Annotated in this window: 20 protein-coding genes and 1 other RNA gene; 7 read left to right on the top strand and 14 right to left on the bottom strand. The window is 64.5% G+C overall.

All coding sequences use genetic code 11. The features are described 5' to 3' along the window. Nucleotides 1-67 precede the first annotated feature (67 nt). Nucleotides 68-1,000, top strand: coding sequence for a rhamnogalacturonan acetylesterase (locus CPBF1521_RS00795; protein ID WP_115675597.1), 933 nt, complete (start codon nucleotides 68-70; stop codon nucleotides 998-1,000). Between the two features lie 423 nt (nucleotides 1,001-1,423). On the opposite strand, the gene CPBF1521_RS00790 is transcribed toward CPBF1521_RS00795, so the two are convergent. The 9 genes from CPBF1521_RS00790 to CPBF1521_RS00750 form a co-directional block, all read right to left on the bottom strand. Continuing rightward, nucleotides 1,424-2,572, bottom strand: coding sequence for an aldo/keto reductase (locus CPBF1521_RS00790; RefSeq protein ID WP_115675596.1), 1,149 nt, complete (start codon nucleotides 2,570-2,572; stop codon nucleotides 1,424-1,426). A 251-nt stretch (nucleotides 2,573-2,823) separates the two neighbouring features. Next, a non-coding RNA gene (locus CPBF1521_RS00785) (sX9 sRNA) lies at nucleotides 2,824-2,900 on the bottom strand. A gap of 103 nt (nucleotides 2,901-3,003) precedes the next feature. Beyond that, complete coding sequence (locus tag CPBF1521_RS00780; RefSeq protein WP_115675595.1) at nucleotides 3,004-3,471, bottom strand: metallophosphoesterase family protein; 468 nt, start codon at nucleotides 3,469-3,471, stop codon at nucleotides 3,004-3,006. 147 nt (nucleotides 3,472-3,618) lie between these two features. Beyond that, complete coding sequence (locus tag CPBF1521_RS00775; RefSeq protein WP_115675594.1) at nucleotides 3,619-5,193, bottom strand: PepSY-associated TM helix domain-containing protein; 1,575 nt, start codon at nucleotides 5,191-5,193, stop codon at nucleotides 3,619-3,621. Further along, a complete protein-coding gene (locus CPBF1521_RS00770; RefSeq protein ID WP_115675593.1) occupies nucleotides 5,190-5,462 on the bottom strand; it encodes a hypothetical protein in 273 nt (90 codons plus the stop codon). Before CPBF1521_RS00770 ends, CPBF1521_RS00775 begins: the two co-directional genes overlap by 4 nt. Then, complete coding sequence (locus CPBF1521_RS00765; protein WP_115675592.1) at nucleotides 5,452-5,748, bottom strand: hypothetical protein; 297 nt, start codon at nucleotides 5,746-5,748, stop codon at nucleotides 5,452-5,454. Before CPBF1521_RS00765 ends, CPBF1521_RS00770 begins: the two co-directional genes overlap by 11 nt. Nucleotides 5,749-6,135: 387 nt before the next feature. Further along, nucleotides 6,136-8,319 carry a 1,4-alpha-glucan branching protein GlgB gene (gene glgB / locus CPBF1521_RS00760; protein WP_115676458.1) on the bottom strand — a complete coding sequence of 728 codons (2,184 nt, stop codon included), beginning with the start codon at nucleotides 8,317-8,319 and terminating at the stop codon, nucleotides 6,136-6,138. 11 nt (nucleotides 8,320-8,330) lie between these two features. Next, nucleotides 8,331-11,681, bottom strand: coding sequence for a maltose alpha-D-glucosyltransferase (treS, locus tag CPBF1521_RS00755; protein WP_115675591.1), 3,351 nt, complete (start codon nucleotides 11,679-11,681; stop codon nucleotides 8,331-8,333). Then, nucleotides 11,678-14,794, bottom strand: coding sequence for a maltotransferase domain-containing protein (locus CPBF1521_RS00750; RefSeq protein WP_115675590.1), 3,117 nt, complete (start codon nucleotides 14,792-14,794; stop codon nucleotides 11,678-11,680). The genes treS and CPBF1521_RS00750 overlap by 4 nt, the downstream gene beginning before the upstream one ends. A gap of 350 nt (nucleotides 14,795-15,144) precedes the next feature. Here CPBF1521_RS00750 and CPBF1521_RS00745 point away from each other — a divergent pair, with 350 nt between their 5' ends. The 3 genes from CPBF1521_RS00745 (at nucleotide 15,145) to CPBF1521_RS00735 (ending at nucleotide 16,674) form a co-directional block, all read left to right on the top strand. Continuing rightward, a complete protein-coding gene (locus CPBF1521_RS00745; protein WP_115675589.1) occupies nucleotides 15,145-15,624 on the top strand; it encodes a hypothetical protein in 480 nt (159 codons plus the stop codon). A gap of 213 nt (nucleotides 15,625-15,837) precedes the next feature. Continuing rightward, nucleotides 15,838-16,035, top strand: coding sequence for a hypothetical protein (locus tag CPBF1521_RS00740; protein WP_115675588.1), 198 nt, complete (start codon nucleotides 15,838-15,840; stop codon nucleotides 16,033-16,035). Between the two features lie 339 nt (nucleotides 16,036-16,374). Beyond that, complete coding sequence (locus tag CPBF1521_RS00735) at nucleotides 16,375-16,674, top strand: hypothetical protein (RefSeq protein WP_115675587.1); 300 nt, start codon at nucleotides 16,375-16,377, stop codon at nucleotides 16,672-16,674. Between the two features lie 77 nt (nucleotides 16,675-16,751). On the opposite strand, the gene CPBF1521_RS00730 is transcribed toward CPBF1521_RS00735, so the two are convergent. Next, a complete protein-coding gene (locus CPBF1521_RS00730; protein ID WP_115675586.1) occupies nucleotides 16,752-17,372 on the bottom strand; it encodes a DUF4142 domain-containing protein in 621 nt (206 codons plus the stop codon). 277 nt (nucleotides 17,373-17,649) lie between these two features. Between CPBF1521_RS00730 and CPBF1521_RS00725 the strand changes: the two genes are divergently transcribed. Next, a complete protein-coding gene (locus CPBF1521_RS00725) occupies nucleotides 17,650-18,318 on the top strand; it encodes a hypothetical protein (protein WP_115675585.1) in 669 nt (222 codons plus the stop codon). A gap of 202 nt (nucleotides 18,319-18,520) precedes the next feature. After that, on the top strand, nucleotides 18,521-19,912 hold the full coding sequence (locus tag CPBF1521_RS00720) for a hypothetical protein (RefSeq protein WP_235858374.1): 1,392 nt from the start codon (nucleotides 18,521-18,523) through the stop codon (nucleotides 19,910-19,912). An 853-nt stretch (nucleotides 19,913-20,765) separates the two neighbouring features. Here CPBF1521_RS00720 and CPBF1521_RS00715 read toward each other — a convergent pair. The 4 genes from CPBF1521_RS00715 to CPBF1521_RS00700 form a co-directional block, all read right to left on the bottom strand. Then, on the bottom strand, nucleotides 20,766-21,203 hold the full coding sequence (locus tag CPBF1521_RS00715) for a hypothetical protein (protein WP_115676457.1): 438 nt from the start codon (nucleotides 21,201-21,203) through the stop codon (nucleotides 20,766-20,768). 288 nt (nucleotides 21,204-21,491) lie between these two features. Then, entirely contained in the window at nucleotides 21,492-21,851 is a 360-nt protein-coding gene (locus CPBF1521_RS00710) for a hypothetical protein (protein ID WP_115675583.1), read from the bottom strand. A gap of 542 nt (nucleotides 21,852-22,393) precedes the next feature. After that, nucleotides 22,394-22,819 carry a hypothetical protein gene (locus CPBF1521_RS00705; protein WP_147295404.1) on the bottom strand — a complete coding sequence of 142 codons (426 nt, stop codon included), beginning with the start codon at nucleotides 22,817-22,819 and terminating at the stop codon, nucleotides 22,394-22,396. Between the two features lie 156 nt (nucleotides 22,820-22,975). Next, the gene (locus CPBF1521_RS00700; RefSeq protein ID WP_115675580.1) at nucleotides 22,976-23,452 is read right to left on the bottom strand and encodes a DUF4262 domain-containing protein; all 477 of its coding nucleotides are present in this window, start codon (nucleotides 23,450-23,452) and stop codon (nucleotides 22,976-22,978) included. Between the two features lie 249 nt (nucleotides 23,453-23,701). Here CPBF1521_RS00700 and CPBF1521_RS00695 point away from each other — a divergent pair, with 249 nt between their 5' ends. Continuing rightward, nucleotides 23,702-24,433, top strand: a complete 732-nt coding sequence (locus tag CPBF1521_RS00695; protein ID WP_181901052.1) for a carbon-nitrogen hydrolase family protein — start codon at nucleotides 23,702-23,704, stop codon at nucleotides 24,431-24,433. Nucleotides 24,434-24,454 lie beyond the last annotated feature (21 nt).

The raw sequence follows: 24,454 nt of genomic DNA, 5'->3' as shown, positions 1-24,454 counted from the left end.
CTTTCGTCTTCCGTTCGTCTTCCGACTGACATCCGTTCCTTGATCGCTTCTTCGTCTCTGGTGACTCATGCGCTTCCCGTCTCTCGTACCGCTGGTTCTGCTGGCAGCAACCGCTACACCTGCTGCACACGCCGTTGAGGCGCCGCCTGCACCCGTGCCGGCTTCTGGTGTGCCCGCGACCGGCACGCAGCTTGCCGCCAGCAAGATCGTGCTGGTCGGCGATTCCACCACTGCCGTGCAAGGTGGCTGGGGGCCGAGTTTCTGCGCGCAGCATGTGACCTCGTTCCTGAGCTGCCTCAATCTGGCGCGCGGCGGCCGCAGCACCTCCAATTACCGTGCCGAAGGGTCGTGGGAGATCGCGCTGCACGAGCTGCGCAGCGGCGGTTATCGACAGGTCTATGTGCTGATCCAGTTCGGTCACAACGACCAACCCGGCAAACCGGGGCGTTCCACCGACCTGACGACCGAATTCCCCGCCAACCTGCGCCGGTATGTGGCCGAGGCGCGCGCCGCCGGTGCGATTCCGGTGCTGGTCACGCCATTGACGCGGCGGCAATTCGCGCGCGGCCAATTAGTGGATGACCTGGGCCCGTGGGCGGAGGCCACGCGCAAGGTTGCGCAGGAATTGCAGGTGCCGTTGATCGATCTGCATGCGCGCAGTCGTGCGCTGGTGCAGGGCATGGGCCCGGTGTTGGCGATGCGGCTGGCGCAGCGGCCTGCCGACCCCGCGCAAGTGCTTGCCGCGCAATCGGGTACCACGATTGGCAAGACGCCGGTGCAGGCATTGCATGCGCCGCCGTCGTCGTCATCAAGGGGCGCGACATCGGGCAGCGTCTCCGCCACCGCGCAGGACAATGCCAGCGCCGAGCCGATGGGCCAGGCCAAACTCGCGTTCGACTACACCCATCTTGGTGCGGACGGCGCCGATCTGTTCGCGGCGATTGTTGCCGACGAGTTGGCAAAGCACGTGCCCGCGTTGCGGCCGTTGTTGATTCCGTGATGCGTCATTTCATCTGATCAACTAGAGCGGCTAACAAAACTACTTGACGCCAGTCAATTGCAGGCCGGCTGATGTGCTGCCTGGCTGCAGGGCCCTTGCCCGCCCACCATCGCGGGACACGCCGCAAGTACATCCATGTAGGCTCTGGCGCGGCATCCATGCCGCTCAAGGTCCCGCGACGATGGGCGGGCAAGGACTAGTCGAGAGGGTCGGTGCGTATGGTTTTCGGCAAAGCAACTGACCAACTTCCTGGTGCGGTGTCCTCACCAATTGCGGGACCGTGTGGCGGCTTGGATGCCGCCACCGCGCCCCCGGGGATGGGTTCACGGCGTGTCCCGCGAGCGGTGAAGGGACCGCGCAGTCGACCCTGCGCTCACTGACAAGCACTCGCTCGCCAGGTTTTATCGGTCGCTCCTAGCTGCATCAGCTCACGACAGGCACTGGCGCATCCGCTTCGATCACCTGCTCGCGCTTGAGCTCTTCCCACACCGCTGCCGGAATCGCCACCCGCATCGAGGCCGCATTCGCATGCGCCTGCTCGGGCGTGCGCGCACCCGGAATCACCGCGGACACCACCTTCGGCGCGGCGGCAAATTGCAGCGCCACCGTGCGCAGATCCACGCCGTGGCGCTCACAGATGGCCAGCGCCTTCTGTCGCTTGGCCGGTGCCCATTCCGGCACGGTGCCGTCGTAGAGATACCGCTCGCGGCCGGCCAGATAGCCCGCCAACAACGGCGCACCGACCACCACCGACGCGCCGTGCTTTGCGATCTTCGGGAAGGTGTCGTGCAGCGCCTGCGTGTGGTCGAGCAACGAGTACTGGCAGGCCAGCAGGAAGATATCCGGATCGGCCTCCTCGATCGCACGCAAGGCCGGCTCGGGGCGATTGACGCCAAAGCCCCAGGCCTTGATCAGGCCCTCCTTGCGCATCTTGGTCAGCTCGGGCATCGCGCCTTTCACCGCCTCGGCAAAGCGCTGTTCCCACGGCATGCCGAGGTCTTTCTCGTTCTCCGGGGAGAGGTCGTGGATGTAGGCGATATCGATCTGCGACACGCCCAGCCGCTGCAGGCTGTCTTCGATGGACCGACGCACGCCAGAGGCGCTGTAGTCGTAGCGGTAGTCGAAGGGCGAGGGCTGCTGCCACATCGTCTTCGGCGGCTTGTCGGTGGCAGTGAGCAGGCGCCCGACCTTGGTCGACAGCACGTAGTCGCCTGCAGCGTGATTGTGCAGATGGTGGCCGGTACGACGCTCGGACAAGCCCAGGCCGTACCACGGCGAGGTATCGAAATACCGCACGCCCGAGGCCCATACCGCGGCCAGGGTCGCTTCGCTTTGCGCATCGCTGGTGGGCGCAAACCCGTTGCCGATTGCCACGCCACCAAAGCCTAGGCGACTCGACGGCCGATAGCGCGCGCCCTTGGCTGCAGGATTGGTCGGCAACGCAGAAGCGGCAGCCTTGCCGCGCGTGGGCATCACGCTGCCGGGCGCGGAGGTCTGCGCCAACAACGGGGCGGCAGCCAATGCGGCGGTGCCGGCAGCGGCGGCGGAAAGGAACTGGCGACGGGTATTCATGGGGGAAATCCTTGCGGCGACTCGATCCACAAGCATGGTCCCGCCTGCGTGCAGACCAGGTCAGCAAGGCACGCGCGCGTACACATGCAGGCAACGAACGGCCCGCGTGCAGGTTTAGACAAGCAGGCACGTCAGCACAGGTTGTCAGCGGTCGCTGCTGGTGGTCATTGCATGCACCGCATGCTCGGGACATGCAGAAGTGGCCTGTGTTCCGGGCCGCTACACTTCATCGCGTGGCGTTGCCTAAGAGCGGCTGACACAGCGTCGCGAGCGGGAGTCGACTGTGTGCGGACGGCACGCTCACAACCGCAGTGCACGCGTGGCATATGTTGCTTCCGAGCACCGAGCGCGCCTGCCTGACGGCTGTGCAGTCGTTTTGCTAACCACTCCAGATCCCTGCACAAGTCCGTATTGCATGGATCCAACGTCCATCAGTGTATTTCCAGCAGTTGCACCTGTGCCCGCGGTGGGCCATCGCCCAGCCACAGCGTGCCCACGCTGATCGGCAGGCTGAAGCGACGCGGGCCGGCGCTGCCCGGATTGACGTACAGCACACCGTCGTGCGCCTGTATCGACGGCTTGTGCGAATGCCCGCTGATGATCACATCGGCAGCAACATCTGCTGCCAGCGTTTTTAGATCGTGCAGCACATGGATGCGCACATTTGCGATCAGCAGGTCCAGCGTTTGCGGAAGTTGCGCTGCCCACGGCGTGTTGTCGATATTGCCGGCGATCGCATGCAACGGTGCCAGCACGCCCAGCGCGGTGAGGATCTCCGGCTTGCCCACGTCGCCGGCATGGATGATCGCCGCGCAGCCCTGCAATGCAGCCACGGCCTCGGGCCGCAGCAGGCCGTGCGTGTCGGAGATCAGGCCAATGCGTAAGGCTGCAGCCGTCATCGGGTGTGGGTGAAGGTGGCGGGCGATGAGGATGCACTGCCGGGTGATGCCGTTGCGTCAACGTGGCGCCTTTTCGCGTCGGCAGCATGTTCAGCGGCCAACCTCGCCATGGCAGCTGTTGCCCGGCACACCGTGGCGTGCCGGGTATCAATCAACTCGGTGCATCGACTCACGTGTTGTCCGCGCTTTCCAGGCCCAGACGCTGTTGGGATCGCCCTGCAGTCCGCGCCGTTTATTCGCACGCGCCAGTTGCCAGTACGCCCATGCCAACACCAGCGCGATCAGGTCCACGCCGAGTACCGTGGCGTCCTGCCATGGCAGCACCAGGCCGCGCGCGGAAACACAGCTGGCCAGCGGAATCAGCGCCGTCAGGCCTGCGCAGGCCAGCAACACCTCGTACGCCCCACGTGCGGTGGGGCGGATCAGTGCCCACACCAGCACGGCCGCGAAGACCGCGTAATAGACATGACGCTCCTGTCCTTGCGGCAGCAGACGCGCGGCGATGAACAGCGCCGAGACGCCGGCCACGCTGCCCAGGCACACGCCGACGGTGAGGCGCGCCATCGCGTGGGTGCGGCGCGGTTGATCGACCAGCCGACGCTTGCGGCGTGTTTCGATCCACAACAGGTTGCCGCTGTAGAACAGGAACGCGCCGCCCAGCCCGAGCAGGAAATACAGCCACTGCACCGGCGCCTGCCCGAAGTTGCCGAAGTGCAGCCCTTGCAGCCCGCGCAATGCAGCGGTGCCTGGTGACATCGTCCTTGGTTCGAGTACGCGCAGGACCTGGCCGGTTGCCGCGTCCAGCGCCACGCCACCGAGGGTGTTGAGCCGGCGCTGCGCGTGATGGCCATACACCTCCGCACGCGCATTGGCATCGCCTGCATCGTGAAACCCGACGCTTTCCGGTACGAAGCCCGGGCTGGCCGCGCGCGCCTTGTCCAGCAGCACCGCCAGCGGCAACACCGGCGCCGCACGCCTGGCCGGTTGCACATGCGGGGTGAGCTCGAAGTCCGGCTCCAGGATCTGCATCAGCTTGCCGTCGAACACCAGGAACTGGAACGGCGCCAGCAGCAGCACGCCCAGGCACAACACCGCACCGGACCAGGCGAAGATCACATGGAACGGCAACGACAACATGCCGACCACGTTGTGCGCGTCCTGCCACAGGCGCTTGACGTTGGCGCCGATGCGCAGCGCGAACAGGTCCTTGAGGAACACCGGCGCATACAGCACCACGCCGCTGACCAGGGCCAGCCCGTACAGCACGCTCACCACCCCGAACAGGTAGGTACCGAACACGCGCGGCAGGCCGGCGGTGAAGTGCAGGTCATAGAGAAAGTCGGCAAAGCCCACGCGCTGCGGCAGCTCCAGCAGGCTGCCATCGGCGGCTTGTTGATACTGCCGCATGCCACCGCTGGCCTCGGCCTGCGGGCCGTACCAGTACAGCCGCGCCAGTGGCCCGTGCTCGCCGGGCAGCAGCACTAGGAAGGAGTCGGCCACCTGCGGATGCCGGGCGATCACCGCATCCAGCAGGCGCTGCGCGGCGGCGACAGGATCTGCCGGCGCCGGCTGCGTGGCAGGCGGGGTGGTCTGCCAGCCGCTCAATTGGTGAGTAAACACGGTGATGGCACCGGCATAGAAGGCGATGAACAAGGCCATGCCGGCTAACAGGCCCATCCAGCTGTGGACCGACAGAAACGCACGCAAGGTCGCTGCTTTCATGCGCCCAGCTCCGTCCAGCCCGTGGCCTTGATGCCTGCAAGCGTGAGGTAGCACAGCAGCGTCAGCCCGCTGAGTACGACCCAGGCACGCGATGCGCTACGAAACACGAACGGCAGCGCCATCGCACCGATCCATGCCGGAAACATCAGCAACAACCACGCCAGCGTGTAGCTCCGCTGCGGCCCCGGCAGCACCAAGGCGCACAGGCCGACCACGCCCACCGCAAGCGGCAGGCCCAGCACCACGGCGGCCAGCCATCTAGCCCACATGGCGCACCTGCCTGCGTTGCACGCGCGCCTGCTGCCAGGCATCCAGGTACGGCAGCGCCACCGCCACCAGCATCAACGCCGTCACTGCGGCGAAGATGCCGGCCCAGGTCCCCAATGCAGCGATGGCGCAGCCCAGCGACAGCAGCAACGCGCTGGCGCCGAGGCGTAGCGCACGCGCCGACAGCCGGCGCTGCGGCCACAGGCGTTGATGCCTGGTTGCCAGGTAGAACGCCAGCACCGAGACCACAGCGGCGAGCAGATAGCACGCCGTCATCAGGCCGCTCATGCCTGCACCTGCATCGAAGCGGAGGGCGACAAGCTGCCCGAGAGCACAGGCCGCGTGCCGCCGCCCTGCGCCCCGGCACACCCCGAATACGCAGCCCGCACGGGTGCATCTGCGCGCCCGACCCTGCGCACGACAGGAACAGGCCACTCAAGCATCGAAGAAGTAGCAGCACTCAAAACGCCCACGCACAACGCTCCCGTAACGAGATCGACGGAAGGCATGGCGGCGGCTGTGCCCGGCAGCCCTCCCCGGGCCGCCTGATATCAGTGGTCGACACCCAGCTGCGCCGCCCGACAGGCGCACGCAACACGGTCTCACCACTCTATGGCGCGCAATCTAACAGGTGCCACGGCGCCGGACCAGCGGCCAGGCGCCGTGGGTGTTGCATCAGCCCTGCGGCGTCAGCACGATGACGCCCAGCGGCGGCAACAGCAGCGGCAGGGATTGCGCATGGCCATGCATGGACTGCTGCTCGGCGCCCACCACACCGCCATTGCCCAGGTTCGCGCCGCCATAAATACCGGCATCGCTGTTGAACACCTCGCGCCACTGACCGCCCTGCGGCACGCCGATGCGGTAGCCGTGCTGCACGATCGGGGTGAAGTTGATCACCACCAGCACCGGGGCGTCGCCGCGCTTGCCCTTGCGCAGGAACGCGACCACGCTGTTGGCCGCGTCATCGCCCACCACCCACGCAAACCCGGCCGGGTCGTCATCCTGCGCGTGCAGCGCGGGGTATTCGACATACAGCCGGTTCAAGTCACGCACCAGGGTCTGCACGCCGCGATGGCGTGGGTCGTCCAGCAGATGCCAGGGGATGCCGCCGTCGTGGTTCCACTCGGTGGGCTGGCCGAACTCGCAGCCCATGAACAGCAACTTGCGCCCCGGGTGGGTGAACATGTAGCCCAGGTAGGCGCGCAGGTTGGCAAAACGCTGCCAGTCGTCGCCCGGCATGCGGCCCAGCAACGAGCCCTTGCCGTGCACCACTTCGTCGTGCGAGATCGGCAGCACGAAGCGCTCCGAATACGCATAGACCATGCTGAAGGTCAGCTCGCCATGGTGGTAACGGCGGTAGATCGGATCCAGTGCGGCGTAATGCAGGGTGTCGTGCATCCAGCCCATGTTCCACTTGTAGTGGAAGCCCAGGCCACCATGCGCCACATCGGCAGTGACGCCGGGGAATGCGGTGGATTCCTCGGCAATCATCACCGCGCCCGGCGTGTGCTCGCGCACCACCTCGTTGAGCCGGCGCAGGAAGGCGATGGTCTCGTAGTTCTCGCGCCCGCCATGGATGTTGGGCACCCACTCGCCGGCATTGCGGCTGTAGTCGCGGTACAGCATCGAGGCCACCGCATCCACGCGCAGGCCGTCGACGTGGAAGCGCTGCAGGAACTCCAGCGCACTGGCGATCAGGAACCCGGACACCTCGCGCCGCCCGTGGTTGTAGATCAGCGTATTCCAGTCGCGATGGAAGCCTTCGCGCGGGTCGGCATGTTCGTACAGCGCGGTGCCGTCGAAATGCGCCAGGCCGTGGGCGTCGGTGGGGAAATGCGCCGGCACCCAGTCGACGATCACGCCGATGCCTTCACGGTGGCAGCGATCGACGAAACGGGCAAAGCCATCCGGCGAACCGAAGCGCGCAGTCGGCGCGAACAGGCCCAGCGGCTGGTAGCCCCACGAGCCGCCGAACGGATGCTCGGTCACCGGCATCAGCTCGACATGGGTGAAGCCCATGTCAGCCACGTACGGAATCAGGCGGTCGGCCAGCCCATCCCAATCCAGGTCCACGCCTTCCTGGCGCAGCCAGGAACCGGCATGGATCTCGTAGATGCTCATCGGTGCGTCGTGCGCCTGACGGCGCGTGCGCGTGGCCATCCAGCCGTCATCGCTCCACTGGTGCGGGGTGGGGTCGGCCACGATCGAGGCGGTGCCCGGCGCCAGCTCGGCACGCCGCGCCACCGGGTCGGCCTTGGCCGGCAACTCATTCCCATGCGGGCCGCGCAGCTGGTACTTGTAGTGCGCCCCCGGGCCGACGTCGGGCACGAACAGCTCCCACACGCCGGACTGGTGCCGCAGCCGCATCGGATGCCGGCGTGCGTCCCAGCTGTTGAAGTCGCCCACCACCGCCACGCGCGTGGCATTGGGCGCCCACACCGCAAAGCGCGTGCCGCGTACGCCATCGACCTCGATCACGTTGGCGCCAAGTGCATCGGCCAGCTGCAGGTGATGGCCTTCGCTGATCAGATGCAGGTCGAAGTCGCTGAGCTGCGGGCCGAACGCGTACGGGTCGGCGGTGTCCTGCTCGCCGCCGGGCCAGCCGATGCGCAGGCGATACCCGCCCTGCGCCGGCAACGCGCCGGCAAACAGGCCCGGCTCCGGGCCCGCGTCCAGCGCGATGACCTGGCCATCGTCGAGCACGGCATTGACGTAGTCGGCACCCGGTTGATAGGTGCGCAGCACCCGACCGCTATCGGTCGGGTGCGCGCCAAGAATGGCGAATGCATCGCCATGGCGTGCCTCGGCCAGGGCGCGGGTCGCGCCGGGATCCCATCGATTGGTCACTGCTGTCATCACTCCACTCATCATGTGTCTCCCGCACCAGCGCGCGCGCGGTGCAGGATGCGTCGCAAGCCCTCGATCGGCACCATCAACCAGCCGGGGCGGTTGGCGGCCTCGTAACGCACCTCGTAACAGGCCTTCTCCACCAGGAACAGCAAGGTGGCCGCATTGAACGCCGCCGGCGCGATCCACGGGTGCGTGCTGGCATCGAGCACGGCATGGTACGCATCCAGAAACGCCTGTGTGGAACGGCGGCGGAACTGCACCAGGAACTCGTCCAGATGCGTGTCCACGCCCACGCCCGCGCGTGCGGCGGTGCCTTCCTCGCCACGTGCCGACACTTCGCTGGCGTAGTCGAGCGAGCGCAGGAAGCCGGCCACATCGCGCAGCGGGCTGGCCTTGGCGCGCCGTTCGGACAGCGGCTTGGCCGGCTCGCCTTCGAAGTCGATCAGCACCACATCGTCGAAGGCCACCAGGATCTGGCCCAGGTGGAAATCGCCGTGCACGCGGGTCAGCAGGGAATCGGCCAGCACGCTCGGCGCCTGGGCGAGCAAGGCATCCAGCTGCGGGCGCTCGGCCAGCACCGCCTGCAGCGCTTCGCGTTCGGTGGCGTCATCGGTGCCGGCCAGACGCGTGGTGACCGTGTCCCACATCTCCTCGACCTGGCGGGCGACGCCGGCCACCACATCGTTGGCGGTCGGCAGGTCGATGCGCTGCGGGGCGAAGTCGGCATCGTCGGTGTCGCGCGACAAGGCCTCGTGCAACTCGGCCAGGCGTTTGCCGACCACTGCGGCGAAGGCGTCGTACCCGGCGATGGCTTCGGCGCGCGATTCGTCGGTCTGCGCGGTGGCGTACTCGTCGAAGCTGCGCGCCAGATGGTCCAGCGTCCAGCGCCAGGCATCGCCCTGGTTGCGGATGAAGCCCTGCAGCAGCGCGATCGTGGTGATGGTGCCCTGCGTGTCGATACGGCTGGCGCTGCCCAGCAAGGGCGCGGCATTGGCATAGCCCATCTCGGTCAGGCGACGGCCGATCTCGATCTCCGGGTTGGCACCATTGGCTACGTGCCGCAGCAGCTTGAACACCGCCTTGTCCGCAACCACCAGCGAGCTGTTGCTCTGCTCGGCCGACAGCCAGCGGATCTCCGGATCCTGCGGAATGTCCAGCGTGGCCAGCGCCGGGGTCGCTTCGAAGCGCACCTGGCCCTGCTGCGAGGCATCGTCGCCATCGCAGAAGTCCAGCGCGGCGTTGTCACGCAAGGCGTCGATCACCCCGCGCACCATCGGCTTGAGTGCGAAGGCATCGGTGAGATACCCCACCTCGCGGCCCTGGCGCACGCGCGCCAGCGCCAGCTGCTCGGCCAGCGTGCTGGGGTGGTCGCGCTCCCACACGATGCCGATCGGCAGCATGTAGCTCTCGTGGCGGCCGTCTTCCAGCTCCACGTCCAGCTCCAGCAGGCTCATCGGCTCATCGCCGGGCAATGGCGTACGCCGCGAAATGCGCACGTGCTTCAGTGCCTGGTCCTTGGCCGAGAACCAGCGCCGTGCCGACAACCAGGCCGGCAGGATTTCTGCTTCCAGCGTGGACAGATGCGGCAGCAATGCGTTGCTTTCGTCGGTATCGCTGCGCAGCACCAGCGTGCGGTAATCCGGCAACGGCACCGGGCTGGGCACATGCCAATCCGGCAAGGTGCCTTCGCTGACCAGCTGGAACGCGTAGAAGCCGAACGGCGGCACCGTGAGCAGATAGGTCAGCCGGCCGACCGGCGGGAAGCTGCCGCCGCCGATGATGTCCACCGGCACGCGGCCCTCGAACTCGGACAGGTCCAGCTCCACCGCCTGCAGCGTGTGCGACAGGTTGGCCACGCACAGCACCGTCTCGTCCTGGTAGCAACGCAGGTAGGCCAGCATGCGGCGGTTGCCCGGGTACAGGAAGCGCAGGGTGCCGCGACCGAAGGCCTGGTAGCGCTTGCGCACGCTGAGCACGCGGCGGGTCCAGGTCAGCAGCGAATGCTGGTCGCGGATCTGCGCTTCCACGTTCACGGCCTGGAAGCCGTACAGCGGGTCCATCACCGGCGGCAGCACCAGCTGCGCCGGGTCGGCGCGCGAGAAGCCGCCATTGCGGTCGATCGACCATTGCATCGGCGTGCGCACGCCATCACGGTCGCCCAGATGGATGTTGTCGCCCATGCCGATCTCGTCGCCGTAGTACAGCACCGGCGTGCCGGGCATGGTCAGCAACAGGGAGGTCATCAATTCGATGCGGCGGCGGTCGCGCTCCAGCAGCGGCGCCAGCCGGCGCCGGATGCCCAGGTTGATGCGCGCGCGGCGGTCGGCGGCATAGGTCTGCCACAGGTAATCGCGCTCCGAATCAGTGACCATTTCCAGCGTCAGCTCATCGTGGTTGCGCAGGAAGATCGCCCACTGGCAGCTCTCCGGAATCTCCGGGGTCTGGCGCATGATGTCGGTGATCGGGAAGCGGTCTTCGCGCGCGATCGCCATGTACATGCGCGGCATCAGCGGGAAGTGGAACGCCATATGGCATTCGTCGGCGTTCTGGCCGAAGTACTGCTGGGTGTCTTCCGGCCACATGTTGGCCTCGGCCAGCAGCATGCGGTCCGGGTATTCGGCATCCAGCGTGGCGCGGATCTTGCGCAGGATCGCGTGGGTTTCCGGCAGGTTCTCGTTGGAAGTACCGGAGCGCTCGATCAGGTAGGGCACCGCATCCAGGCGCAGGCCGTCCACGCCGCGATCCAGCCAGAAGCGCATCACTTCCAGCACCGCCTCCAGCACCGCGGGGTTGTCGAAGTTCAGGTCCGGCTGGTGCGAATAGAACCGGTGCCAGAAGTACTGCCCGGCCACCGGGTCCCAGGTCCAGTTGGACTTTTCGGTATCGCAGAAGATGATCCGCGTGCCTTCGTATTCCTGGTCGGTGTCCGACCACACGTAGAAGTCGCGCTCCGGCGAGCCGGCCGGCGCAGTGCGTGCGCGCTGGAACCACGGGTGCTGGTCGGAGGTGTGGTTGATCACCAGCTCGGTGACGATGCGGATGCCGCGTGCATGCGCCTGCGCCACCAGCTGCTCGAAATCCTCGATGCTGCCGTAGTCCGGATGCACCGCCATGTATTCGGCGATGTCGTAGCCGTCGTCGCGGCGCGGGCTGGGGTAGAACGGCAGCAGCCAGATCGTGTCCACGCCGAGTTCGGCGATGTAATCCAGCTTGGAAATCAGGCCCGGGAAATCGCCGATGCCATCGTCGTTGGAGTCGAAGAACGACTTGACGTGCACCTGGTAAATGATCGCGTCTTTGTACCAAAGCTGATCTGCCACCACCGCGGACTGTTCCGCGTCGGCTTGTAACGATGGGACTGCATTCATGCGACCTCTCCTGCGCGGATGCGCCATAACGCGAACGGCCGCGTCGCCTCTAAGCGGATGTGCTGATACTTGCCTTGCCATGTGAAGCGGTGGCCGTCCCACAGATCGTCCACCGCCACGCTGGCGTGATCGGGCAGGCCCAACTCCCACAGTGGAATTTCGATGTCCGCGTCCTGGCCCGCATGCGGGTCCAGGTTGATCGCCACCAGCACCATGCTGCGGCTACGCGACAGGTAGCCGGCATCCAGGAACTTGCCGAAGTACAGCACCTGGTCGTTGTGCGCCTGGTAGAAGCGCGTGCCCAGGTGCGACTGCAGTTCCGGATGCATGCGGCGCAGCTGGTTGAAGCGGGTGATCTCATCGACGATGTCGCCGGGCGCACGCTCGGGCCAGGCACGCAGCTGGAACTTCTCCGAGTCCAGATACTCTTCCTTGCCCGGCGCCAGCGGCGTGGCCTCGCACAGCTCGAAGCCCTGGTACATGCCCCACAGCCCCGACAGCGTGGTTGCCAGCGCGGCGCGGATCAGGTGGCCGTTGCGCCCGCTGGTCTGCAGGAACAGCGGATTGATGTCCGGCGTGTTGACGAAGAAATGCGGGCGGAAGCATTCGCGTGGCACGCCCTGGTTCAACTCTTCCACGTACTCCTGCAGCTCGTGCTTGTGGTTGCGCCAGGTGAAGTAGGTATAGGACTGCGAGAAGCCGCACTTGGCCAGCCGGTACATCATCTTCGGCCGGGTGAAGGCCTCCGACAGGAACACCACGTCCGGCCGGCGCCCGCGGATGTCGGCAATCAACCATTCCCAGAACGGGAACGGCTTGGTATGCGGGTTGTCGACGCGGAACAGCGTCACCCCCTCGTTGACCCAGAACAGCACCGCATCGCGCAGCGTGTTCCACAGGTCCGGCACCGCACCGCTGGCGTAGAAATCGACGTTGACGATGTCCTGGTATTTCTTCGGCGGGTTTTCCGCGTACGGAATCGAGCCATCCGCGCGCCAGGTGAACCAGTCCTTGTGGTCCTTCAACCACGGGTGATCCGGAGCGCACTGGATGGCGAAATCCAGCGCCACCTCCAGCCCATGTGCACGCGCGGCCTGGATCAGGCGGCGGAAACCGTCCAGCCCGCCGAGCTCGGCATGCACCTCGGTATGCCCGCCATCGCTGGCACCGATTGCATACGGGCTGCCCGGCTCGCCATCGACCGCAGTGACCGAGTTGTTGCGGCCCTTGCGGTTATTCAACCCAATCGGATGGATCGGCGGCATGTACAGCACGTCGAAGTTCATCGCGCGGATATGCGCCAGCCGCTTGATCACATCGTCGAAGGTGCCGTGCCGCTGCGGATCGCCGCTTTGCGAGCGCGGGAACAATTCGTACCAGCTGGCAAAGTGCGCCGCGCGCCGCTCCGACTCCACCCGGAAGGTCATCGGCGTCTCGGAGCGGAACGGCTTGTCGTCGGCCGCTGCCATCGCCTGCGCGGTATCCGGCTCCAGCACGATCGCCAGCTGCTGCAGCGGCTCGCTCTGCGCACCGATGCGGGTCAGGATGGCCTGCAGGCGCTCGGCCAACGCACCGCTACTGCGTGCGTGCGCAGCCTGCACCACGGCCACCGCTTCCTGCACATCCACCGGCAGCACCGTGTTGGCGGCACGCTTCTTTTCCAGATCCGCATGCAAGGTGGCAAATACATCGCGCCAGCCTTCGACGCGGAATTCATAGGTGCCGATGCGCTCGAGCGGGAACTCCGCGCGCCAGCGATCGTTGCCCAGCGCACGCATCGGCGCACTGGCCCAGGTCTTGGCATCGGCCGGGCGCCACAGCACCGCCACCGCGATACGGTCGTGCCCGTCGCAGAACGCATCGGCTTCCACGCAGATGCGGTCGCCCACGGTGCGCTTGACCGGGAAACGGCCGTTATCGACCGACGGCGTCACCGACTCGATGCACACACGCGGCCAGGCGGCCGCGGTCTGCGCGCGCGGACGCATGCGCGGCACCGCCAGCACATGCCGCGCCGGCACGCTGCGGTACACCCGCACCTCGCCCGGCTCCAGCGCTTCCAGAGTAGCACCGGAGAGCGTGCTGCCGTCTTCGCCCACCAACGCTTCGGCATCGCCAAGCAGGCGCAACAGGTCCGGCGCCGGGACCGGCACCACATGATCGGCATCGCCATTGATCAGCAGCAGCGACGGCAAGCCGCCCAATGGCTCGATGGCCACCGCCGTCAGGCCGGTGCCCTCGCGCAGCAGCGGGCGCAAGCGCAGGCCGGCATTGCTGGGCGGCACGCCATCGCGCGCCCTGATCGACAACGGCAACGTCTCCAGCTGTGCCTCGTCCAGCAGCCAAGCCCCGCCCAGGGCGTGGGCCAGCTGCCAGTGCTGCCCGGCAGCGGCCGCAGGCTTGCCTTCGGGCGCGCCCACCACCGCGACCACCTGCGACGCCAATGCGCGCAATGCGGTGTCTTCGTCGAAGAACCAGCTACCGCGGCCGTCCCACCAGGCAAGCGAGGAGAACGCCGCATCGAAGCCGGCACCGGCCAGCTGCTGCAAGGTCTCGATGCCCAGGCCCGGCGTCCAGGCTGCAAACACCACCTCCGGCGCCTGCGCATGCACGCGTGCGATCAGCTCGCGCCAGCGCTGCGCCGGCACCTGCTGCGGCTGCAACAGGCGGAAGCCGGCCACGCCCTGCGATGCCCACTCCAGCAGGCGCGCACTCCACCACTCCACCAGCGCCGCACCTTCCTGCGCATAGGTGAAGCGTGCCTCCGCCACTTCGGGCGTGGCGCGCGGCTGGCGCGGGTCCGGCACCGCCGTGCTGCGCGCCCGGAACCACTGCGGGTTGTCGCGTACCACCGCACTGTTGCCACCCACTTCGTCCAGGCGCACGTCGAGCAGCAGCTTCACGCCGGCGCGGTGCGCGGCCTGCACCACCTCGCGCAGGCGCTGCGCGTCGGCCTCGCTGGCACCGGCCACCTCACTCAGCCGGCCCTGGGCGTCGCGCGCAAACGGCGGCGCGAGCACCACATGATCAAAGCCCGCCTCGCGCGCCGACCTGCAGCGCTGCTCCAGCCCGGCTTGGTCCCCGGTTGCCTCGTTGAGAACACAGATCCGCATAGCGCCCCCTCAGCCGACCACGGCGCATACGCGCGCCGTGACGAAGAAAGCGATGCGGGCCGACGCGCCCCGCACATCCGCCGGCGCTCGTTCACGACGCACCAGTCCAACTCCCGTCCGGATCGACCCATCTCCACCCGATCCCTGGTCGACCCTTCCCACCGTGACTGCACTCATGCGCAACTCCGCAACGATTCTTGACCGATGCAGTCAAGCACCCCGGCTGCGAATTTCATGTGTCGGTGGAATTGACGAAAATCAAACAAGCGCAGCTGTGGTGAGGGCTCAGGCAGCATTGGCCAACGCCCAGGCGTTGTAGGCTAAGGCCTCAACCTGCAAGGAGCGCAAGGATGCGGAGCTACGTCATGGCGGCACTGCTAGCCATCGCCACTGTTGCAACGGCAAAGGATCAGAGGCTGAGCCCGAGCCGCGCCGGAGAGATCGTAGGGCTTTGGCAAGATGTCAGCGTCAACGACGACATCGTCAAGGAGGACTACGCCGGCTTCGTGCAGGTTGTCGACCTGGACAAAGATGGAGTCGATGAGATCGTCTATCTGAGTTCTTCGTACTGCTCGGATTCCACTTCCGACTGCCCCAACAGCATCGATGTATTGCGCAAGTACTCACCCGGGAAGGCACCCAACGTCAGCGCTCCAATCGACGCATGGGAAATCAGGGCACGCAGGACCGGTTATACGCCAGACGCCAGCGAGCATATTCCTGGCGAAGTGATGCGCCTTGCAGTCCAAGGCAATCGCATCGAGGTCGTGTTCCTCGTGCAGGAAAGCTCCCCGATCTGCAAACGGGAACAACCCAATCCGGACGGATAGCAGCGCTGTCCCGCCCCCGGCAGCTACAGCTGGGCTTATACCTGGAAGCCAGGCGCCCTGGCGCGCATTACCGGCGCTGGCAGCTACGAACCACATGTCCCCAAGGCCCATTTCCCTGAGCCGCTAAGAGGCGCCTGGGTCACCGCAGGGATCGCCTGCCGCGACGCCGAGACAGCGGACCCCAAGCACCTCATCCAGTTCGGCTGGGATGACATGACCGGCAAGGGCGAAGACCTCTGGCCCAACGCGGTCACCCTGCTGGCACGCACACCATGGACATGGCGCATCATCACCGCGTCTGCCAACGCGCCGAAGAAGGACGTTCCTGCAGTCTTCATCCTGAGCGAGATGGAAGATCGCCTGATCATTGCAGAGCAAACGCGCGTCAGAACCTTTGATCGGTGCCGCTGAGCGGAAGGTCGGTTGCCGTCGCGTTTACAGCAACGCGAGGTGCGCTCGAACGCATCGCCAGAGAACGTTTGATCAACGTCCGGGCACGCGTATCAAGTGAACCCGAGCCTGCTCTTCGGCGATTACGGCAGGCCCGATGATGTAAACAGTGCGGGAAAGTGCTGGGTAGTGGCCATCGCTGATTTCGCCGGGTGGTGGCACCGCAGCGCGTTTGACGTCATTGCAACGTTGCGACGACACTGGTACTGAAGCAATCACGTTCAATGGATGCGTAATAGGAGATCGCATTGGTAAGGCACCCAGCTGTGGCAACGTTCCAGATTGTAGAGATGTGAAGATATGAGCATTCAAACAAGAACCACCAATGCATTCGCGCTCCGCTCTTTCCTGTCGCTTGTTGGTGGCGTGGTCTTGTTTCAAGTCGGAAACACGCTGGGCAAGGGCTCCTCCTATCAGGTCAACTGGTACTTCATTGCCCTTTGCGCGGTCTATGCATTAATTCCGATCGCCATTCTTCGGGCCATCCGGCGCCGCCCCAATTTTTCCAGGCGTCTGTATTCGATAATTCTTGGCGTGCTGGCGCTGTTGGCAGTTGTGGGAGGAATCGCTGTTTCCCTGATTCCCTTTTCGGGTCCCTGAAACTCGAAAACGGCGACGTCGCTCCCTCGCCGCTTGCAAACCAGGCGTGGCAGACCAGCGGCCTACCACGCCCACGCTTACATCGTCTTCTTGATGGCTTCCGCCTTCGCCAGGTGCTGCTCGACGTGCGTCTTGGTCTCGGTCAGGTGCTGCTTGACCGGCTCGGTCGACGCCACCGTCATCATCTGCGTCTGGATCAGCTGCAGCGCGTCCTTGTGCCCGGCGATCATTGCATCGATGTAGGCCGCCGCGTAGTCCTTGCCGGACTTCTGGCCCAGCGTGGACAGGTCCTGCTCGCCCTTGCTCTCCAGCTTCTTGACGTCCGGGGTTTCGGCCAGCGTCCCCAGCGCCTTGGTCTTTTCCAGGTTCTCGGTGTGTTCTTTCTCCATCATCTTCGCGTACTCGAGCACCGCGCCGGTGACCTTCTTGTCCTGCGCCTGCTTCGCTGCGGCGATCTCGTGGTTGTTCACCGCCCCGAGCAGGCCCAGGGCGATGTCGTCTCCGGAGCTCGCGCGCGCCGCGCCTTCCGGCGCCGGGCTGGCTTCGCCGACAGGCGGCGTGGTCGGGGTCGCCGCGCCACCGGTCGGCGTCGGCTCGGTGGACGCGGCAGGCGCTGCGGCCTCCTTGTCGGCATCAGGCTTGCAGCCAGCGAGCGCCAGCGCCGCGACCATGGACAGGACCAACAGTGATTGTTTCATGCTCCACTCCCTTTCGATTGAAGACAGCAGCATCGCGCTCCCCAGGTGAAGAGGGCTCATACACGTCCACTGGTTGAATCAGACACAAGCGTGGGCTGCACGGCGAAGACACAACACCGCACCATGCACCGCACCGCACGCGGCGGCACGCGCTTGCGCACGGGCGTGGAACTCGTGGGCCAGCGCGGCTGGGCATGCGTGGCGTGTGGTGACACTTTCCTGCTGAAAGACGGCCCGGTTTGCCGCACACTACCGCGCCACATTTGGAGTGATTGCCATGCATAAGGCCTGGATGCTTGCCCTGTTGGGCGTTTCGCCGTTGGTCCACGCCGCACCTGCCGGTGACGATGCCACCTGCCGCAATGGGTTGTTCACCAGCGCACCGGTGGCGTTCTCCCTCGGCAAGGTCATCCCGCCGCGCCTGTACCTGCTCAAGGACACCGATGGCTGCCCGGACACGGGCGGGGCCGCATGCCAGGAGCGCGCCTACGTGGTCAAGAACGATATCGTCCTGACGGCGCAGCGCCGCAATGCCTATGTCTGCGTGCTCTATCCCAACAAGGGCGGCGGCACCGCCGGTTGGGTTGCACAGTCCAGCCTGCAGATGCAACCAAGCGCAGCCACGCCCACACCGCAGGCGTGGAACGGCCACTGGCACTATGGCGACAACACGCTGCAATTGACCACCAACGCAGACGGCAGCATCACCGTCAACGGCGATGCGTACTGGCCCAGCGCCTATCCCGATCCGGAACAGACGCCGGGCGGTCCGCACACCGGTTCGGTCACCGCGCGCGGCTATCCAGAAGGCAACCGCGTCGAGGTCAACGAGAACACGTGCAAGGTGCGCCTGCAATTGCTGGGCGACATGCTGCTGGCCGACGACAACCTGGAATGCGGCGGAATGAACGTGTCCTTCGGTGGGGTGTATCGAAAGAAGCCATAGCAAGCGCGGGCACCCTGTGCGCCACTCCCGCAGAGGAAGGCGCACACTTGGTTGCGCGACCTCCAACCACTGGCCCATCCCCAACGCAGGCCCAAGCGCCCCCGCCCAACGGAAGCAGGAACGCCATCACTATCACTACGGCATAAAAGCCGATGCGAGGTGGCGCAGTGCGGTTTCCGTTGGCCTGCACCGGCCAGAACGGATGCGGCTCGCTCGACCTAGCAATCGGGCCAATGCACGGAAGCAGCAGGACGCGCCAGATCACCTGGCCAGCGGTGGCGCACCAGGTGGACCGGCGTCATCTATCATTGCCGATTGCTGTTTTGAAGGAATTGCGTTGAGACGTCCCGCCCCACGCCCGCTGCGCGCACTTCTGTTTCTTTCCGTGGCGTTGCTTGCCGCTTGCAGCACGAACACCACCACCAACACGCCGCCGCCATCGGTGGACACTACCGCCAACGCAAATTACTGCATCGGGCGGCTTGCCGTGACGTCCAATGTGCCCCTGCACTTTCTGGGAAGTTCCGCGCAGTTTTACTGGGGCGACATCGATACCTACCGCGAAGACGCGACCAGCTATGCGCAGCGCCTGCTGAGCGCACAAGCATCGGCCAGCGATGGCCGGGTGCGCCAACTGATCAAGCCGGTGGAAACGCTGGCGCAGGACGATGGCAGGGTCATCGTCGCACACGCGGAAGACGCGCTGCCGCTCGACCCGAATGTGGTGCAGGTCAGCGGCTTCGCCCATCGCGATGGCACGACCTTTCGCTTCCAGAAAACGGCCATCAGCCGCCTGCAGGACATCACCGAACGGCGCACCAAGGACATCCTGGCATCGATCACCAGCAGCGCATCGCCCTTCCCGCCAGCGGCACAATCCCGGCAGGGGTTTTGCGTCACGCACGGCACCGTCAATCTGGCACCCGGACACGATTGGCACGAAGCCTCCAGGGTCGAAGGGGAATTCACCCTGCAGGAAGCGCGCTACCGTTTCAGTCTGCGTTCGCGCTACCTGCGCTCGCTGTCGTTGAACGAACAGGAAGTGACAAACCAGCGCGACCTGCTACTGGCACTGGCGGGTGCCGTCCCGAACTCCAGCCTCGCGCCGATCAGTGAACTGCCGGTCGCCGCCAGCAACCCATCGCAAGCCAGTGCCCGCCTGCTCGAGATGACGACAGCCGACGGCAAGCAGCAGGTCTACGAGTGGCACCTCCCGGCCGCCAGTACGGCACCCGGTACGCCGGCAACGTTTCTCTACATCTGGCCAGCGTCCGGGCAGGCGTCAGCGCAGGACCAGGCCAATTTCAGGCGCTGGGTCGTGGCCCATCCGCAGCAGACCACACCGCTGTTGCAGATACAGCAACTCGCCAGCGGCGGTGGACAGCAGCACGCGACGCCAGCAGGAGAAGAGAGCAGGCTGATGTACCGGATGCAGCTGCATTACCACGGCGACCAGGCTGCCGGCGGGCGCCATTACGTGATCTACAAGGATGGCCAGAAGGTCGATGATGGATTCAGCGATGCCCACGGTTTTACCAAGGCGCACAACGCGGATTACGACCAGGTATGGACAACCGAGGTGCTCAATAAATGAGTCCCTGCTTCGGTGCCCGAAAACCGCGCTATTAGTGCCAAAACCACGCACATTGGCAGCTTAATCAGCTGGATCAAGACCGGACAGGCTAAACAGAGATTGAGCGAATCTACGGCCCTGCGGGGCCCTGAGGGGTTCAACGCAATCGTCAACGGCAGCGTCCGCGCATTCGGTTTTTAGCACACTGACAAAGTCGTCTGAAGTCATCTCTGGTGCGTCCGTTCTTATCTCTCGCCGCAGCCAAATCCCAAGACCTGCAATACGTGCAGGCGCTCAGCGTATCCAACCAATGGTCTGATCGATGTAGCACCTTCCACGCATAATCAGGTGCCCCCGCATCACTTCCGTCTCGAACTCATGAACGGTGTCGCCGGGCTGCATCGCGCGCAGTAGTCCAGCTTCCTCCAGACTGTGCGAACCTAGCGCCGCAGCTGCCGCTGGAGGAGCAAGCGCTCGCCCCATCTTCTTGATGCCTGCAGGTAGCGGCTTACAGATGCCAGGTGTAACCAGAGGCGGCCGATGGATCGCAAGCACTACGCAACCGGCCACTACGCCTGCGAGTGCAATTAGCCAGAGCAGGAAACGAGTCGAGTTTGGTCTGTATGCCATAACTCTCTATTGTCCCTGATCGACGCAGAAAGCCATGAAGTCCTCGCCCCTTTTGCCTACCAGGAAACCTGCAATCTGCTGTATGGAGACGACAAAGCTCTCTCCTCACCGCAAGTACAGCAAATCTCGATTCACCCCTACTTACGATGCGCCAATGACGTAGGACGACGCGGTGACAGGCGAGCATGGTGTGATAGCTGGGACGTAGGCACTGCAATGAGGCAACTCCTACCTGAGCGAGTTGTCAGGCGCTCCGTTGATGCTTCCCAGCAAGAAAAGCAATTGCCTCCGGATCCTGGCTAGTGATGTGATCCGTGATGTGAAACACCTCCTTGCACCACGGATGCGTCAGCGCCTGAGCCCGGTCGAGCACGGCCCCAAGAAATGTTGCTTTGGACCATGGCGACTCTGCGGCATCGGTGAGCCCCACGTTATACGTCCCCTCGGTGGCCCAGAGGCGGAACGGAAATGCAATGCGATCTGCTGGCGAGGCCGATTCACCCCACTCGCCGAGGCTGATCAAACCGCTCATATGCTCCGGTTCGTGCCCGGGCGTGTACTGAAGGTAGTAAACGGCGTGCGCGTTACCGTCATCTGTAACGAAACGCGTGAGGCGAACGGTCTCTTTCCCGCAGCACTCGCAGGAGGAAACGCTTGGTGGTTCAAACTCGATTGCGATCATATATTTTTGGCGCCTGACACCAGAGGTACGTCGCGCCGCACAGTGGCGACGGAAGGCTTCTGCGTTCGATAACATTGGCGCTGGAACCTCAAAGAACGCACTTTCAGGAATCGCAGCCCGATCGCGCCAACTGCCGGCCGAATCAGGCACGCGCTCCAGCCAAGCTTGGGGACGGCAGCGGTGGCAGAAGACGTTAGGAATATCAATAAAAGTGTCGCCAGATACGTCATGAAGGACGAGCTCCTGAATTGAACCGCGTCGCGAGGCGGGTTCGGCTTGAATGAATTGTCAGGCTTTCCAAGACAGGAGACCAGCAGCGATAAGCTTGAGACGCATCATGGCCTCCTCGGTGCCGAGCCTGCCGGCCTTGCCATAGCTGGCATGAGCCGCAGGGGCTTCGGGATGGAGATGAGCCAGAACGGTCTCGGCCAGTGCGCGATGTGGAGCTATGCGGGCTGCCAGCCGGCCTAGCAGCGCCTGGCCCGTAGCGTCGGACTCATGCCCGTCCAGCGCGCATGCCCAGTAAAAGTTGTCGTACGCTGCACAGAAAGCTTCGAACGACAACGCACCGGCAGCACACTGCCGCACCAACTCATCGTGGTGGTCGAGCGCGAGAACAAGTTCCGGCTCTGAAGGGTAAGTGGCCATATGCTCCAAAGGACCTAATGCCCGCATCGCCTCGGCGTCGCCGTGGAGGCAGTGCCGCTCACGTTACTTGCCATGCGACCGCCTGGATAGCGCCTCCAGCGCCTGTAGGTCATGCGTAGTCTCCAGTGGTGCGGTCCTCGAGCAACTGCCCAGCATAAGAGGCTGGGAACCGCTCGCGTATACCAACAGATCGGAGCCCAAGAGTGGAACGAACCCATCACTGACAAAATTGATTGAATCTTCCGCGGTTGCCTGGACACGATCTCCTGGCTTCAGGTGACCTTTCCAGACCTTCAGCACGCGAAGCTCTACGAACTGCACAGCATCCCGACCAAAACCGGGTGCCGCATAGCTCCTCTCAACATGCGCAGAGACCACGTGCTGAGCAGAGGAGTAGGCCTGCGCCGTGGATTGCTGCCTACCGCATGAGATGGCCATGGCAGGCGCAGTGACGGCGAGGCAAGCAATGAGAACGGCGACTTTCAGCATGCTGCCCACCAGTTGAAGAGATCTGTGCCACGCCAAAGGATAGCTTGGATAAGTTAGCGCTCAACAAGCGTGAACGCATCGCCGACCGTGGCAAATGGCTGGCCCAGCTGGAGCGCCCCACGCGCATCACGCGAGTGCGGTACAAAGACCTCGACTGACTCGCCCGACACATGCGCCAATCGCGTACAGATTGCATCCGTCTTGTCCTCCTGTCCGGGTAGCACCACAGACATCTCCATGCAGATGCCGGCGACCCGGATGGCACCAAGACGGGCAGATTGCGAGAAGGACGCTTGAAGCAGCTCAACCATCTCCACCGATACGGAACGTTCAACCCCAAGGTCACCAGCCACCTGAGCAATTGTCCCATCTGGACGCATCAAGACACCGAATGGAATGAACTCGCCATGTGCCAGCAGCATGTCCTCGGCGAAGCCACGCGCCTCGTTATAGAGGGCATTCAGATCTTCGGAAGCCACACTACAGTCCTGGTCCTGCCTGCTACGGGAATGCGGCAACGCGAATGCCTGGCGATACGTTGGTCGCTGTCGATTGCTAGCGGTGATCGAATCCATCGCCTGACAGTCTGCATCCGCCTCGTCGACGACCACCCAGCGGCCCTGGATGAAGGATTGTCAGTTGCCAGTCGCGGCCTGGCCGAGTACCGGCTGGGCTGCACGGAACTCCGCACTGGACCGGGGGTGCCAGGGAAACAGACCGGACTTGGACGGCCACACAATCTGGTAAAGCGGAAAGTCGTCCCCCTGATAGTACCAGCGCGCAAAACCCACATGATCGTAGTACTCCGACGATGGGACTTCGGCAAAACAGCAGGAATAGTGATTGATGAGGGCATCTGTTGGGTGTGACAGATCGAGCGGTGTTCCGGCTCGCGCCGCATCCGCAACGATCGAGAGGATCTGGTGCGATACCCTTGAGGACAAGCCGAAGATGATCAATTCCGGGTGTCCAAACGTCTGGTACAGGCCAACGGTGAAGGAGTACCCAACCTGCTCGCCCTCCTCCGTGATGTGGATGCAATGCCATCCATATTCGGCAACGTCATCAAGTAGCTGCCGCTCACTTTCGTCTACACCAACACTGCGAACCATGCTTTGTGCCTGACTGCGAGCCGACCGCCCAAGTGCGGTACGGCACTATCCTCGCCGAGCGGATAAGTAAGGTCAATCTGGAATTCGCCTGCACAGCCCGCCGGATCCATAGGGGAGCGACGCACGCTCGCTGGTGCAGCGTGGCGTGGTACCTCGACTGGCACCAGGCCTGGTCTTTCAGCAGGTTCTGGTTACCCGCCTTTCGGAATCCGCTACGCTCAGCCCCAATACGTGGACACGAGACCGGCAATGAAGCTGACAGCTGCGCAACTCCTTTCGACGCCTGGCCGAATCGAAGAGAACATCAGTAAGCACCACGATGTCATCCGCCTGGCTGCGAGCAAGGGTGCCGATGTGCTGGTCTTTCCCGAGCTGTCTCTCACCGGTTACGAACCAGCACTGGCACAGGCCCTGGCGGTGCAGCCGGCTGATCAGCGCTTTGATCAATTTCAGCTGGCAAGTGACCGGTACGGCATGCTCATCGCCGTTGGCGTACCCACGAAGGGGGCAAAGGGCACCGAAATCAGCATGCTCTGCTTCCAACCGGGGCTGGAGCGCACAAGCTACTCCAAACAGCAGTTACACCCCGACGAGTTACCCTTCTTCACCGGCGGTGATGAGCAGCTTTTTCTCAGACACGCAGATCAGGTGTTGGCGCCTGCCATTTGCTACGAGTCACTGCAGGCAAGCCATGCGGAACAAGCTGCAACGTCAGGTGCTGGCGTGTACCTGGCAAGCGTGGCCAAATCCGAGAGAGGCGTGGCATCGGCCTATAGCCATTATCCGACGATTGCAAAAACGCATTCCATGACTGTCTTGATGGCGAACTGTGTAGGCCCCGCCGACACCTTCCTAGGAGCGGGTCAGTCTGCCATCTGGAGCAGTGATGGTGAATGCGTGTGCAGCGCTGACGCCTCCAAGGGGGCATTGGTGGCATACGACACGGGGACTGGAGAAGCGAGAGTCTTCAGACTGGTTTGAGGTTCGGCCAAGACTAATGGG

Origin of the sequence: Xanthomonas euroxanthea (assembly GCF_900476395.1) — a bacterium.
Classification (GTDB): Bacteria; Pseudomonadota; Gammaproteobacteria; order Xanthomonadales; family Xanthomonadaceae; genus Xanthomonas; species Xanthomonas euroxanthea.
Note: the sequence above shows the minus strand (reverse complement) of the source record. Positions and strands in the feature narration are given on the sequence as shown.